The sequence below is a fragment of the Bacteroidota bacterium genome (genome assembly GCA_016714535.1).
Lineage (GTDB): Bacteria > Bacteroidota > Bacteroidia > AKYH767-A > OLB10 > JADKFV01.
In genome coordinates this window covers 165,051-180,164 of record JADKDR010000001.1, presented here as the reverse complement: position 1 = coordinate 180,164, position 15,114 = coordinate 165,051, and the positions used below count along the sequence as shown (strand labels likewise).

The 15,114-nt window shown below is 40.6% G+C and carries 14 protein-coding genes; 6 read left to right on the top strand and 8 right to left on the bottom strand.

The features are described 5' to 3' along the window. Nucleotides 1-81 precede the first annotated feature (81 nt). Together IPO27_00775 and IPO27_00770 are read right to left on the bottom strand one after the other, a co-directional pair. Nucleotides 82-1,704 carry an amidohydrolase gene (locus IPO27_00775; protein ID MBK8845147.1) on the bottom strand — a complete coding sequence of 541 codons (1,623 nt, stop codon included), beginning with the start codon at nt 1,702-1,704 and terminating at the stop codon, nt 82-84. Continuing rightward, entirely contained in the window at nt 1,701-2,354 is a 654-nt protein-coding gene (locus IPO27_00770; GenBank protein ID MBK8845146.1) for a protein-L-isoaspartate(D-aspartate) O-methyltransferase, read from the bottom strand. The genes IPO27_00775 and IPO27_00770 overlap by 4 nt, the downstream gene beginning before the upstream one ends. A 274-nt stretch (nt 2,355-2,628) precedes the next feature. On the opposite strand from IPO27_00770, the gene IPO27_00765 reads away from it, so the two are divergent. After that, nucleotides 2,629-3,594 carry a Gfo/Idh/MocA family oxidoreductase gene (locus IPO27_00765; protein MBK8845145.1) on the top strand — a complete coding sequence of 322 codons (966 nt, stop codon included), beginning with the start codon at nt 2,629-2,631 and terminating at the stop codon, nt 3,592-3,594. Here IPO27_00765 and IPO27_00760 read toward each other — a convergent pair. Genes IPO27_00760 through IPO27_00740 form a run of 5 tightly spaced genes read right to left on the bottom strand, consistent with a single transcriptional unit; the run spans nt 3,588 to nt 6,532 of the window. Beyond that, nucleotides 3,588-4,076 (bottom strand): acyltransferase family protein, encoded by a 489-nt coding sequence (locus IPO27_00760; GenBank protein ID MBK8845144.1) that lies wholly within the window; start codon nt 4,074-4,076, stop codon nt 3,588-3,590. The genes IPO27_00765 and IPO27_00760 overlap by 7 nt on opposite strands. Further along, the gene (locus IPO27_00755) at nt 4,066-4,776 is read right to left on the bottom strand and encodes an acyltransferase family protein (GenBank protein ID MBK8845143.1); all 711 of its coding nucleotides are present in this window, start codon (nt 4,774-4,776) and stop codon (nt 4,066-4,068) included. Before IPO27_00755 ends, IPO27_00760 begins: the two co-directional genes overlap by 11 nt. 31 nt (nt 4,777-4,807) lie before the next feature. Beyond that, on the bottom strand, nt 4,808-5,557 hold the full coding sequence (gene aroE, locus IPO27_00750; GenBank protein ID MBK8845142.1) for a shikimate dehydrogenase: 750 nt from the start codon (nt 5,555-5,557) through the stop codon (nt 4,808-4,810). Further along, nucleotides 5,550-6,203, bottom strand: coding sequence for a DedA family protein (locus IPO27_00745; GenBank protein MBK8845141.1), 654 nt, complete (start codon nt 6,201-6,203; stop codon nt 5,550-5,552). The genes aroE and IPO27_00745 overlap by 8 nt, the downstream gene beginning before the upstream one ends. An 11-nt stretch (nt 6,204-6,214) precedes the next feature. Beyond that, on the bottom strand, nt 6,215-6,532 hold the full coding sequence (locus IPO27_00740; protein ID MBK8845140.1) for a rhodanese-like domain-containing protein: 318 nt from the start codon (nt 6,530-6,532) through the stop codon (nt 6,215-6,217). 231 nt (nt 6,533-6,763) lie between these two features. On the opposite strand from IPO27_00740, the gene IPO27_00735 reads away from it, so the two are divergent. Both IPO27_00735 and IPO27_00730 read left to right on the top strand, forming a co-directional pair. Further along, entirely contained in the window at nt 6,764-7,753 is a 990-nt protein-coding gene (locus tag IPO27_00735) for a ketoacyl-ACP synthase III (protein ID MBK8845139.1), read from the top strand. Between the two features lie 200 nt (nt 7,754-7,953). Then, the gene (locus IPO27_00730; GenBank protein ID MBK8845138.1) at nt 7,954-8,784 is read left to right on the top strand and encodes an OmpA family protein; all 831 of its coding nucleotides are present in this window, start codon (nt 7,954-7,956) and stop codon (nt 8,782-8,784) included. A gap of 361 nt (nt 8,785-9,145) precedes the next feature. Here the strand turns inward: IPO27_00730 and IPO27_00725 are convergent, their stop codons facing one another. Continuing rightward, nucleotides 9,146-10,963, bottom strand: a complete 1,818-nt coding sequence (locus tag IPO27_00725) for a tetratricopeptide repeat protein (protein ID MBK8845137.1) — start codon at nt 10,961-10,963, stop codon at nt 9,146-9,148. A 181-nt stretch (nt 10,964-11,144) separates the two neighbouring features. On the opposite strand from IPO27_00725, the gene prfA reads away from it, so the two are divergent. From prfA to purH, 3 genes are all read left to right on the top strand, one after another. After that, on the top strand, nt 11,145-12,215 hold the full coding sequence (prfA, locus tag IPO27_00720) for a peptide chain release factor 1 (GenBank protein ID MBK8845136.1): 1,071 nt from the start codon (nt 11,145-11,147) through the stop codon (nt 12,213-12,215). A 15-nt stretch (nt 12,216-12,230) separates the two neighbouring features. Next, nucleotides 12,231-13,049: an orotidine-5'-phosphate decarboxylase gene (gene pyrF, locus IPO27_00715; protein ID MBK8845135.1), complete on the top strand. Its 819-nt coding sequence runs from the start codon at nt 12,231-12,233 to the stop codon at nt 13,047-13,049. Between the two features lie 407 nt (nt 13,050-13,456). After that, on the top strand, nt 13,457-14,983 hold the full coding sequence (purH, locus tag IPO27_00710; GenBank protein MBK8845134.1) for a bifunctional phosphoribosylaminoimidazolecarboxamide formyltransferase/IMP cyclohydrolase: 1,527 nt from the start codon (nt 13,457-13,459) through the stop codon (nt 14,981-14,983). The last annotated feature ends 131 nt before the right edge of the window (nt 14,984-15,114 follow it).

Sequence of the window (15,114 nt, the reverse complement as noted above, 5' to 3'; positions counted from 1 at the left end):
TCAATCAACTGCCTAGAAGAATATTTAGCAAAAATGACCGATCAGAAATTTTTGTTCAGCATCAACAGATAGTAAACAAGGCTAATAAACCTTTATACCGTTACTGTATACGCGATCTATTGCTACTTGGTACAAGATAGAGTCAGGAGCAGTTAACAGGTCTTGGCGAGTGATAACAAAGTCAGCAAATTTTCCTTTTTCAATACTTCCTTTTTCATTTTCTTCAAAGGCAGCATAAGCAGCCCAAATGGTCATACCACGCAATGCTTGCTCGCGCGAAAGTTTATTTTCTGTTTGAAAACCCTGTTGCGGAAAACCCTGTTGGTCTTTACGCACTACCGCAGCATAAAATCCAAAAAGCGGGTTAATGCTTTCTACAGGAAAGTCGCTGCCACATGCAACAAGACCATATGATAGCAACAACTCATGGTAAGCGTAGGCAGTTTTTAATCGCTCATTGCCTAAGCGTTCATCGGCCCAGTACATGTCGCTGGTAGCATGAGTAGGTTGCACCGAAGGAATAATTCCAAGTTTGCCAAACTCACTGATATCGCCAGGTTGCAGTACCTGCGCATGTTCTATGCGCCACCTTGTTTGCTTGTCGTTGCCAAAAGCTTTTTTATATAGTTGTAATAATAAATGATTAGCACTATCACCTATACAATGCGTATTCATTTGAAAGCCGTTCTTGTAAATTTGGTTTGCAGCATCCTGCATATCACTAACGCTGGTAAGGAGAAAACCACGATGTCCCGGCAAATCAGCATAGTCATGACTCAGGCAAGCACCTCGCGACCCTAGCGCACCATCTGCATACACTTTAAAAGATCGTACATTGAGGTAATCAGTTTTAATTTTTCCTTTCTTAAAATAATAAGCAGCATTATCAGGTGTGTAACTGATCATGGTATAACAACGCATCTTAATCTTACCTTCTTTTTGTAATGAATCAATAAGTTCAATTTCAGAACGATCCAGCCCTGCATCGGCAATGGAGGTAAGGCCAACAGCAAAACAATTTTCCTGAGCAGTAATTAAAGCTGCTATCTGATCAGCTCGCGATGGTTTAGGTACTTTTGCTTTTACAATATCTACCGCATTGTCTATTAATAAGCCTGTAGGTTGCCCATTGGTTGTAATAATCTCTCCACCCGGTATTTTTGTAGATGCCGTTATATTAGCAAGTGTTAGTGCCTTTTGATTGCAAAGTGCTGCATGTCCATCAACGCGAATAAGCAAAACAGGAACATCAGGAAATAAGCTGTCAAGTTTTTCTCTGGTAGGAAATTTTTTTTCTGACCAATCATTCTGATCCCATCCTCGCCCATAAATCCAACCCGAAAATTTTTTGTCACGGTATTTAATTAAAGTATCAACCAAATTTTCAAAAGAGGTTGTGGCAGTAAGATTTATTTTTTTCTGATCAATTCCATATCCGTAGAAGTGACAATGAGCATCGTAAAATCCCGGATAAACAAACTGACCATTCAAGTCAACTTTATTTTTTGATTGGTATTGCTGATTGATCTGCTCATTGGTGCCGGTTGCAATTATCTTTCCGTCTTGCACAGCCATAGCTTGCACTACATTGAAAGCACTATCTACCGTATAAATTTTTCCGTTCAAAAAAATTGAATCTACTTCTTTACGTGCGCCACATGCGGCAAAAATTAACAGCAAGCACGCGCCTAAAATGTTTTTCATTTAAGTTGATTTTTTACTTTATCAGGCAACATAGGTACAAATTTAAACATGTCAAATTCGCGTGTTTCAAAATCGTCTTCACTCGTGCGTAGCACGATTGTCATGCGTTGTTCTTTCTCGCCCAGAGGTATCACCATCCAACCACCAATTTTCACTTGCTGTACTAGTAAGGGCGGAATAAAGGGGGCACCACAGGTAATAATAATTTTATCAAATGGCGCATCAACAGGCAAGCCTTTAAATCCATCGCCAAAAAACATTTTTGGTTTATACTTTAATGCTGCAAGTAGTTTGCTTGTTTTGTCAAACAGTTCGCGTTGCCGCTCAATGGTAAATACACGGGCTCCCATTTCGAGCAATACACAAGCCTGATAACCGCTACCGGTTCCTATTTCCAGAATCTTATCGCCTCGCTTAATATCGAGCAGCGATGTTTGGTAAGCAACCGTATAAGGTTGCGAAATAGTTTGGTCAGCGGCAATAGGGAAGGCGCGGTCTTCATAAGCCATCTCTAAAAAGGCGGTATCCATAAAAGCATGACGCGGCACTTTGTTAATGGCTTGTAAAACGGGTTCGTTCACAATGCCCTTAGCACGCAAGCCTTCCACCATGCGCCTGCGCATGCCTTGATGGCGGAAGCTGTCCTCTATGCTTTGACTTGGTAACATATTTATTATTCTTTAAGAAAGGGTATTTTATAATTTGATTTTATGGAGAAAGCTTGCTTTAGGTAACTTTTATTGATTGGGAATGTGCGTGTGTTCTGATAGCCGAAGCAAAGACCGTAACTTATTTTATATTCCTAAAGCTATTTTCTAAGCAAATACAAAAAACAATTAACGTTACAAGGTGTAAAAATAATTCTTGACTTTTTGCAAAGCATATAACAGGCATTTGTTTCTTTGTGGCAAACATTAAAGAACAATGCTGAAAGCAAGTGTGATAGGAGTAGGTCATTTAGGAAAAATACATGCCCGATTGTTGAAGGAGAACCATCACTTTCAACTTGCCGGAGTTTACGATATATTGCCAGATAAGGCACAGAAGTTTGCAACCGAAATAGAATGTCATGTTTTTGAAAATTTGCAAGAAGCAGTAGCACAAGCAGATGTGGTAATAATTGTGACACCTACTGCTTCGCATTGTGAAATTGCAACCTATGCCATGCAACAAGGCAAACATGTATTTATTGAAAAGCCTGTAACCTTGCATCGCGATGAAATTAATGCGCTTGTGGCATGTCAGAATCATTCAAGAGTGAAAGTGCAGGTAGGGCATGTGGAGCGCTTTAATCCTGCATTCTTAATTGTGCAGCACCAAATAAATCAACCACGCTTTATCGAAACACATCGCCTTGCACAGTTTAATCCAAGAGGCACTGATGTATCGGTAGTGCTCGACCTTATGGTACACGACCTCGATATTGTGTATGCGATTGTACAGAGTAAAGTAAAAAATATTTTAGCAAATGCAGTAGCCATTGTAAGCGATACGCCTGATATTGCCAATGCTCGCATTGAATTTGAAAACGGATGTGTTGCCAACTTAACTGCAAGCCGCATCTCGTTAAAGAACATGCGCAAGACTCGCGTGTTTCAAAGTGATGCTTACATTTCTATTGATTTTTTAAATAAAAAAAGTGAAGTCATTAAAATTGATTCTAATGTGGATGAATCAAATCCGTTTGCATTAATACTTGACCTACATGAAAAGGGCAAGCGGCAGATTACCATAAAACAGCCTAAACTTGATGCTATAAACAGTATTGTTTACGAACATCAACTTTTTAAAAATGCAATAACTGAAAATAAAGAACCAGTAATTGGATTACAGCAAGCTAAAGAAGTAATGGAAATTGCTTTTGGCGTAATGGAAAAATGTTCTCAATGATTGCTCTTTGCTAGGAAAAATTTTCTGATTAAAGGTTGAACTATCAATTCGAGCACCCATGAGAGCAACAAAGTAATCACAATAAATAGCAAGCCACGCAAAAGAAAGGTGAACAAATTGCCCGAAGCAAGTTCGATTTTTCCAATCAAATTCATTACAGGTACATGTATAATGTACACCGAATAAGACACACTACCCAGCCAGGTAATTTTATGAAATAAATTGAATTCGGTTTTTACAAACCTAAAAGCAAGCGATAATAAAAATAGAACAATGCCAAAAATGTAAACGGGGCTCTCGAATGCTTTCTGGGTAACAAGCAGGGCGACACAACAAGCACCAATCATACCATAAGCTAGCAGGTGTAAATATTTTTCATGCTTAAATTGACGGTTTCCTGCCAATAACACTAAGGACAGACAAACGGGATAGGCAAACAGGTCTCCAACATTTATGATGTTCCATTTCCACTTATCTAACAAGTGCAATTGACCAAAGAAAAAAAGATCGGGCTCTATAAAAGAAGTGGCAAGAAATAAAATAAGAAGGCTTAATATAAAACCACCACGGTTGCGGAGGTTGGTATAATCCAATTTCCAGGCAGCTATCAGGCCCTGATAACCAAAAAAACCAACCAGTAGCATAGTCCGAAATTTTTATAGGTAGCTGATGGTACACAATAATAAAGGCACTTAAGACAAATACGGTTATGGCAAGTATCCATAGGTTTGGTCTAATAGCCAGAATGAGCAAAAACAAAAGATAGTAGATAGCTTCGTAGTTGAGCGTCCACAATACGGAGTTTGCTTTGATGGTATCGGTTACCAGGTATTGCAGAAAAAATAAATTGCCTGTTATGGTTGTAAGATTATCAATGGGCATTACTGCAACTGCAAATACAATGGCAAAAAAGTAAAGTGGGTACAAACGCACCCACCTCTTTTTTAAATAAGTTAGTGCAATGTCAAGTGAAAAGGTATTTTTATTGGTAAGGCCAATTACATATCCTGAAAGAATAAAAAACAACAGTACGCTATTGTGAGCAAAGTTAACTTCAACCAGCGGACCATGCAGTGCAAAATTCGGATCGAGTGCATATTTAAAATAGACAATATGCCAAAGAGCAACGGTAAAAGCTGCAAACCCGCGAAGGCCTTCTATTTCTGTTTCGAAGTTTTTCAAAATGTTGTTTTTGTTTCGGTTTGCAAATCAACTAAAATGAATTGCTATTCCAAATTTCCCAGGCCGCTTCGGCCTGAGTATGCAACATAAGTGACCCATTACTTATGCGGCAGTTGCGACTTGCGGCTTGTTTCAAAAATGGTGTAAGTTCAGGATTGTATATCAAATCAATGCAAGTATGTTGGGGCAAAATAAAATGATTGGGAATGGGGAGCATTTCTTCTTGAGGATACATACCTACTGGTGTGCAATTTATAAGCAGGTCGTAAGCAGATGAGTCTACTTTTTCTAATTCAAGAAAAGTAAAACTATTTTTTGTATTATTTCGCGATACGATATCAAAAGCAATGTTTTGCTTTTGTAGAATATAGCGTACCGCTTTTGCTGCACCTCCATTTCCAAAAATTAGTGCTTTGAAATATTTTTTGTCGTCAAAAAACTGAAGCGTCTTTTCAAAGCCCGTAATATCCGTATTAAATCCCCAAAGCTTGATTGCATTATCTGTACGGATAATTTTTATGGTGTTTACAGCACCAACTTGAACAGCTTCGTCTTCAATGGCGTGCAGCAAAGGAATAATTTTTTCTTTGTAGGGAATTGTAACATTTAATCCTGTCAGGCTTGAATTATTAGTTATTACGGCCTCCAACGAATCAAGCGAATTGATTTCGAAATTATGGTAATGATGTTGGGAAAGATTTAATTCTCTGAATTTTTTTTCAAAATATTTTTTAGAAAAGGAATGGGTAAGCGGATAACCGATTAATCCAAAATCAGGCATCTTCTTTTTTGAATTTAGCTTTGATAATACCAATGATGATAGGCAATACGGATACAAAAATGATAAGCAGCACTACCTTTTCAAAGTTGGCTTTTACCCACGGAATATTTCCGAAGAAATATCCTGCCCAAAGGCAAACATTTATCCAAAGTATACTTCCTAAAATACTATTAAAAATAAATCGAGGGTATTTCATAGCACCCACACCGGCCACAAAAGGAGCAAAGGTTCGCACTATGGGAACAAAACGAGCCATGATTACAGTTTTGCCTCCATGTTTTTCATAGAACTGATTTGTTTTGTCAAGGTATTCGCGTTTAAAAAGTTTATAGTTCTGTTCGTAAACTTTTGCTCCCAAAAATTTTCCAACAAAGTAATTGGTGTTGTCACCTAGAAATACGGCACAAAACAAAAGGACAATTAAGGTATTGATATTAAGTGGAGCATTATCGGCAGCTGCTATAGCACCGGCAGCAAACAGAAGAGAGTCGCCCGGTAATAGTGGCGCAAATACAAGACCTGTTTCGGCAAAAACAATAAGGAAGAGAATTACATAGATAAATGTATCGTACTTGGCGATTAACCCAATAAGCCCATTGTATGGATCGCGCAAGAGATCTAAAAGAGTTTGAAAAAAATCGACCATAAAGCGTGAAATTAAGAAACCTGTAATGAATTATCTATTTCGCGAGCATAAGCTAATATTCCTCCTTTTAGGTTATAAAGATTGGTAAAGCCATGCTGTGCTTCGAGTGCCATTATTGCAGTGCCACTGCGTGCGCCACTGCGACAATGCACAACAACCGTTTTGTCGCGGCTTATCTTATCTATACTGTCCATCACTGATCCCAAAGGTATTAACTCGCCATTCAGGTTGGCCATATCAAATTCATGCTCTTCGCGCACATCTATCAATTGAAAATCGTCACCACGGTCGCGCATGGCTTTTAGTTCTTGTACTGTTACTTCTTTCATTGCCTTTTTTTGCTGGGCGAAAGTATATAAAAGGATTTAATTTCTACTCACCCTGCTTATCAAGTTGAATTGGCAAGCAAACTTGCATGATTTTGTATTTTGGAAGTGCAAGCTTCCATTGGCTGAACAATCATTTCGGGCTAGAAGAATGATGTCAGAGAAACATAAAATCGATTCGATTTTATTATTAAGCGTAATGTTTCTAATTTAGCCGCCCCTTATACCAATTATATGCAAAAAATAACCGCGGCAATAACTGCAGTGCATGCTTGGGTTCCGCCCGATATTCTTACCAATCATGACCTTGAAAAAATGGTTGATACTACGGACGAGTGGATACTATCGCGCACCGGAATTAAAGAGCGCCATATACTTAAGGGCGAAGGCATGGGCACATCCGAAATAGCAGTGCAGGCTATTAATGGCATTCTTAAAAAGAAAAACCTGGGAGCTACAGATATTGATTTGATTATCTGTGCAACTACCACACCCGACCTTCAGTTTCCGGCAACCGCCAATATTATTGCCGATAAAGTAGGCGCAGTAAATGCCTGGGGCTATGATATTAATGCGGCATGTTCAGGCTTTTTATTTGCTCTTACCACAGCGTCTAAGTTCATCGAGACAGGGCAACATAAGCGAGTAATTGTGGTTGGTGCCGATAAAATGTCAGCAATCATTGACTATACCGATCGCGCTACCTGTATCATTTTTGGTGATGGGGGAGGAGCGGTACTACTGGAGCCTAACACAGAAGGACTTGGTATTATTGACAACCTCTTACGCACTGATGGAAGTGGACGTGCCTTTTTACATCAAAAGGCCGGAGGCAGTGCAAAGCCTGCATCGCATGCTACCATAGATGCACGCGAGCATTACGTTTATCAGGAAGGGCAAACGGTATTTAAGTTTGCCGTTACCAATATGGCTGAAGTAAGTGCCCAGATAATGGAACGCAATCACCTCACAGCTGATGACATAGCATGGCTGGCACCACATCAGGCCAATAAGCGCATTATAGATGCTACTGCCAAGCGCATGGGCCTACCCGATGAAAAGGTAATGCTCAACATTGAGCGGTATGGTAACACTACCAATGGCACTATTCCAATTTGTTTGTGGGAATACGAAAATCGTATGAAACGTGGCGACAACATTATTCTTGCTGCCTTTGGCGGTGGCTTTACATGGGGTGCCGTTTATCTTAAATGGGCGTATTAATTACAAATTCTTTCTTCCCTAATTTTTTTTATTCAGTTCTCTCACAAACAAATGAGCTGTTTGGCTTCCGTTTTTATCTTGTGAATAAAATCTTTTGTTAATGCTTGTTTATACACTTGTTTGGAAGTTTCAAAAATTAATTTTGCACGCGTTAATCAAAGAACATAAAAACAATCTATTTTAATATTTTAATCGAAGAGATGAAAAGACTAGTGATTCTATTTGTAGCTGTAACGACTTTAAGCGCCTGTGTTACCAAGAAAAAATTTAATGCCCTAAGTGATAAGTACGATAAGACAGAAGCAGAGTTAAGCACCGCCAAAACGCTGCTTGCTGTGTGCGAAAGTGATAAGGACAAGTGCCGCACCGAGGTTGATTTCCTGAAAGAAATGAACAAGAAACTATCGCAGAATATTACTGATGCCAGTTCACTATCATCTAAGCAGGCAGAAAATCTTGAAAAATCACTTGAGTCGATGAAAGAAAAAGATCTGCATATTAAATCGCTTAACGAGGCTCTTACCCGCAAAGACTCGATGACCATAGCACTGGTTACAAACCTTAAGCGTGCATTGGTAAACGAAAACGATAGCGACATTCAAATCAATGTAGATAAAGGTGTAGTTTTTGTTTCGCTTAGCGATCGTTTTCTTTTTAAAAGCGGTAGTTACGAGATCAATTCAAATGCAAAGAATGTATTAGGTAAGGTAGCACGTATTATTGAATCGAAGCCAGATATGGAAGTAATGGTTGAAGGTCATACAGATTCATTGCAATATATCAACGGTGTATTGCTTGATAATTGGGATTTAAGTGTGAAGCGCAGCACAGCATTGGTGCGTATGTTGCAAAAGGACTTTAAGATAGACCCTGCCCGCCTTACGGCAGCGGGTCGCAGCTATTATGTGCCGCTAACAACAAATGCCACTGTTGCAGGCCGCGCTGCCAATCGCAGAACACGTATCATCATCATGCCTAAACTCGATCAGTTTTACAACATGATCGAACAGGAACTTGGTGGTAAAAAATAAGAAATCAGAAAGGGAATAGAAATGAGGCTGCAGTGTTGCAGCCTTTTTTTTTCTTACATCCTATTGCCTTGGATAATTATAAGTTATTGCCACCAATACACGAATGGGCGCGGATAATATGAAGGGAAGAATCGAATTGAATTAATCGCGTTTGGAGTTGGTTTTCTCATTCGTGAAAATTAGTGCATTCGTGGCAAAAAATACAATTGGCACGAATGCACGAATGGGCACGGATAATTCTCAAGGAGAATTGAATTTTAAGAATAGAAATTCGATTTTTTAATTCGTGCTTTCGAGGCAAGAATTAAAGCAAATTATTTGGCTTTTTAAGAAAGAACTTAGAGGTAGTTTTGTGTTGAAATTAATTTATCTTATCGCCTCGCAAGGTTCTGAAGCGCTTACGCGCTTCGGCAACAAACAAACTACCCGAATATTTTTGTAGAAACAATTCGTAAGCATCCATCGCTTTTTGTTTGTCTTGTTTTATGTTGTCGTAAATTCCTGCAATACGAAATTGGGAATCGTCACTAAGTATATCGTCACCGTGATATAGTACAATATCATTGTATAATTTAAGAGCAAGGTCGTAGTCGCCTTGTCGGGCAGCTATTTCTGCTTTTTTAAATGTGGCTTCGTCTTGCAGCGAATGTCCGGGGAATTCTTTGGTTAAACTATCCAAGGCAACCAAAGCCTCAGGTATTCGGTTTTGAAATGCCATTAATTCGGCATGCGCATACAATATAAGGGGAATAGGATTGGTATCAACCGTAATATTATCCTGGATTAGCAAAGCCAGCGACATGGCATCATTGCTAATGAGTTGGGTTGTTGCAGCTTTCAATACATTCAATTGTCCGGCAGCCCATTCAAATTGCCCTTCGTAATAATATGCACGCGCTACCCTGAATTTGGCCTCACGGCCAAGTTCATCGTGTTTAAAATCTTTATCTACCTGACCATAATACAAGAGCGCATCCCATACTTCATCTTTTAGAATTAATAAATCGCCCAACTCTAATTTTACTTCAGCCAAATCTTCGGGGCGCAGTGCCGGCATTACTATAAGCTGATTTAAAATAGAATCAGCATTGTTTACATCATTCAAATAAAAGGCCTTTAAGTGGGCATGTCCACGCATCAAGTCGGCTGTCATCGAATTGCGGCCAAGTTCGTCTAACGCGCCATTGTAAGCAGCATCTAATTTTTGTAAATCATTTTGCGTGAAATTTTTTTGCGATGTAATACGCAAGTATAACGATTGAATTTGTTGTTGCCTTGCACCAACGTATATGGTCTTGTTGTCGCTATAGGTTTCAACCAGATATTGAAACGCCTCTTCGGCAGTACTGTATTGTTGATTTGACATTGCCATGTGGCCTATTTCGCTTACGCGAATTCCATTGTGATCTTTGCGCTTATCAAGAGCTTTGGCCTGCATTAAGGCCCCATCAAAATCTTTTTCTTGCAAGTACAGCCAATACAATAACTCGGAGTAGGTGGTTTCATTTGGATTCTTTTGAATTCTACGCAACAGCCCTTCCCTGAATTTGCCGGCAATAATGCCATCATAATCGTTGTGTAATTTATTTTGAAGTATCGATTGTAGGCTTGGAATAAACTGTGGTGCCGTTTCAGGAATAGTTAGCAACTCTTCTATCATCATATCGGCATTTTGCATTTGCCCGTAAGCCTCTGCCATTTCGAATATAAATGGATATTGACCACGCAGATTTTTTCTCCCTTCCTTATACGTTTCTACTGCATATTCAACATGCCCTTTCTCTATAAACTTATTTGCAAGATTTATGTATGCCGGTTGGTTTTTGGCAACTTCTTTTATGGCTTTCAAATAATTTTCTTTTGCCTTGGCATCATCCATTTGAAGCTCATACAAATTTGCAAGATCTATATAATAGGGAGCATCGTCATCCGTTTTTTTCATTTGCTTACGAATAAGTTTCTCGCCTTTGTCGTACTCGCGCAATGCAATAAGGCATTTTAAATAGCCATCGTAAGTGCCGTTGGGGTCAAAGTCATAGCGCTTTTCAAAATATACCAATGCCTTTTCATATTCGCCCGCATTAAAATATTGTTGAGCAAGTTGCCAATCATTATTAGGTTGGGCAACGGTAATGCCCGCAATTAGTATGGCAATTAGTAAAACAAAAATATTTCTCACTTTATGTTGCTTATTTTTACAAAATGCAAGTTTAATCAATATTTGTGAGTTAGGTGCAACAGTCGCTTAAGGTGGTGTTAAAGTTAACCGCTTTACAATAATTTGAGCCGACAAACACGCATTAGTTCAGGCTATTTCTTTTCACAATTTTTAAAGGTATCTTCGCACTTTAATTTTCCCAATGATAGAGAAACTAGCAGCAATAAAAGATAAGTTTGACGAAGTACAGGCGGAGATAAGCACCCCCGAGGCATTATCAGATATGAAACGATATGCCCAACTAAACCGCAGCTACAAAGAGATGCAACCGGTAGTACACAAGTACGAAGAATACAAACTCATCTTAGGCAATCTGAAAAACGCAAAGGATATAATTGCAACCGAAAAAGATTTAGAAATGAAAGAAATGGCCTTGCTTGAACTGGATGAATTGCAAGCCAAGCAAGAAGCGCTCGAAGAAGAAATTCGTATTCTGCTCATACCTGCCGACCCCGAAGATGCTAAAAAGGCCATATTCGAAATACGTGCAGGCACCGGAGGCGATGAAGCAAGTATATTTGCTGGCGACCTTTATCGCATGTACCAGCGTTATTGTGAAGCCCGCGGTTGGCGTACCGAGTTGGTTGATTTTAGTGATGGTACCACCGGAGGATATAAAGAGGTAATTTTTAATATACTCGGAGATGGCAGCTATGGCGTGCTCAAGTACGAGAGCGGAGTGCACCGCGTGCAACGCGTACCTGTTACCGAAACACAGGGGCGTGTACATACCAGTGCCGCCACAGTTGCAGTGCTGCCCGAAGCCGATGAGTTTGATGTTGACATCAAAGAAAACGATGTGCGCAAAGACCTCTTTTGCAGTAGTGGCCCGGGCGGACAAAGTGTTAACACCACCTACTCAGCCGTGCGCCTTACACACATACCTACCGGTATTGTAGTGCAATGCCAGGACGAAAAGTCGCAAATAAAAAATTACCAAAAGGCACTTGGTGTATTACGTGCCCGCATATACGAGCTTGAGTATAGCAAGCGCATGGATGAAATTGCTCGCAAGCGCAAAACCATGGTAAGCAGTGGCGACCGTAGTGCTAAAATCCGCACATACAATTATTCGCAGTCGCGCGTTACCGATCATCGCATCGGTATTTCAACATTTAACCTGCCGGGGTTTATGGATGGCAACATTCAGGAGTTTATCGATGCCCTGCAAGTAGCAGAGAATGCTGAGAAAATGAAAGAAATGGCCATGTAAAAATTTGAGAAGCACGTGAATAATCAAATCCTTACCGGACAGATACTTGAAAAAAAATCCTTTCTCTGTGTAGGCCTCGATACCGACAGCAGTCAATTACCACCATCACTTATTGGAAAGCCCAAAGCCGTTTTCCAATTCAACAAAGCTATCATAGATGCTACGTATACACATACCGTTGCATACAAAATAAACACCGCGTTTTATGAGTGCGATGGCATTGCCGGTTGGCAAGCCATGGAACAAACCGCCCAATACATACACCAACATCACCCCAACATATTCCTGATAGCTGATGCCAAGCGTGGCGATATTGGCAACACCTCGCGCATGTATGCCAAAGCATTTTTGCAAAACATGCCTTTCCATGCCATCACAGTAGCACCTTACATGGGTAGCGACTCCATTCAGCCATTCCTGCAAGTCGAACATAAATATGTTATCGTACTTGGCCTGACCTCCAATCAAGGCAGCAACGATTTCCAGCATTTAACCCTGACCAATGACAAACCTTTGTACCAGCAGGTTATTGAAACCGTGGCCGGTTATGGCACACCGCACAATACCATGTTTGTAATAGGCGCTACACAAGCACAAAACCTGCAACACATTCGCAGCATTATACCCCACCACTTTTTGCTTGTGCCCGGTGTGGGTGCCCAGGGAGGTAGGCTTGCCGATGTAATAACCTATGGCGCAAATGAGCATGGTGGCCTCCTTATCAACGCTTCGCGTAGCATCATCTATGCATCAAAGCACGATGACTTTGCCCAGGCCGCAGCTATCGAAGCCGCTTCTATGGTAGCACAAATGGCGCCCCACTTCGCCCGCTAGTTTTCAGTTATCAACACTTTGCCGTTTTTTGGTGATATTATCTTCTCCATACTTTTTGACCTTATTGCTAACATTGCACCCTCCAAAAAAACAGCAAGCGATCAATGTATATAGGCACCGTTACAAACCATACTTCCATCAACCAAACATACGCATCAGTCAAGTGGCAAGCGACATGTGTTATTTATAAATCTAATGTTGAATTTCTCTCAGGTAGGGTTGGGCGTGCCCCACTGCCCACCACCAGCCGCAAGGGTCAGGCTGTTCGCTCATACTCCTCGTGCTGCCCGCAAGGCCCGGCTACTGCGGGGTATCCGCTACCATCCTTCACGCAAAAGGCCCTGCTGCCAATCCATTTCTCCTTACTAAAAACAATTATTCCAGTTCAATAATAACCCACCAGTATCATGTCCTCAACAAAAAAAATAAAATCCGCCTTAGTATCCGTTTATCACAAAGATGGATTAGAGCCTATCATTATACAAATGCAAAAGTTGGGCATCACCATTTACTCAACCGGTGGTACTTCGCAGTACATTCAAAGTTTACAAGTTGATGTTATCGATGTAAGTACCCTTACCGGTTTTCCCGAAGTATTTGGGGGCCGTGTAAAAACACTGCACCCTACTGTATTTGGCGGCATTCTGCATCGCAGAGATAATGCTGAAGATATACAGCAGGCAGCACAACATCAAATACCACCCATCGATATGGTAATAGTTGACTTATACCCGTTTGAGCAAACCGCAGCATCCAATGCAACACATGATGATATTATAGAAAAAATAGATGTAGGCGGAATAGCACTCATACGTGGTGCCGCAAAAAATTACAAGGATGTAGTAATAATCCCATCACAAAGCGATTACCAAGAGGCGCTAACCATATTAAGCGACCAACAAGGTGATTCAAACCTGGTGCAACGCAAAGCACTGGCCGGCAAATCATTTGCAATAACATCGCATTACGATGCTGCCATTTGCAAGTGGTTCGATAAGCAAGATGATTTCTTCAAAAGCTCCCAGCTTCAAAGCCGCACACTTCGCTATGGAGAAAACCCACATCAACAAGGAAAATATTTTGGCGACCTGAGCCAGTTGTTTACTCAAGTGCACGGTAAAGAAATATCATACAACAATCTATTAGATATAGATGCGGCTTTCAACTATATCAGCGAATTTTCAGCCCCGGCCGTTGCCATCATCAAACATAATAACGCTTGTGGCATAGCCACAAGCGCAGATATAAAATCAGCCTACATCAACGCTCTTGCCGGTGATCCTGTTAGTGCCTTTGGTGGCATAGTAATAGCCAACCGCAACATCGATGCAGCAGTAGCTGCCGAAATGAATATCCTTTTTATGGAGATACTCATTGCACCGGCTATCGATATCGATGCCCTTGAACTTATTAAATCAAAAAAGAACCGCATTGTGCTTCTTGCCAAAGAATTCAAAAAGCCTACAAGTCAGTTTCGAAGTTTACTCAACGGAGTTATTTGGCAGCAGGCCGATAATGGAAATGAAATACAAGCAAGTGCAACATGGAATACAGTTACCGTTACAAAACCAACACCCTCGCAAATGGCCGATTTAATTTTTGCAAACCAGGTTTGCAAAAATCATAAATCCAATGCCATTGTGCTTGCCCGCAACGGGCAATTGCTTGGCAGCGGTTGCGGCATGACGAGCAGGGTAGATGCACTACGGCATGCCATCAGCAAAGCTGCCGAATTTGGACATAGCCTGCAAGGAGCAGTTATGGCAAGCGATGCTTTTTTTCCCTTTCCCGATTGTGTCGAGATAGCACACCAAGCAGGCATAGTAGCAGTAGTGCAGCCGGGTGGCAGCATCAAGGATAGCGACAGTATTCAATATTGCAACACACAAAACCTTAGCATGGTCATCACCGGGCAACGCCACTTCAAGCATTAATTTTTGTGGAGAAGTAGCGAGCACTTCAATAGATGAAAGTATTGTGTTATAAGTTGTTTATTAATATTAATTGTTGCAATCGTTTTCCGCAATATCCAATTTCGTGAGCAGAGTTTGCATTTACCTGCAAC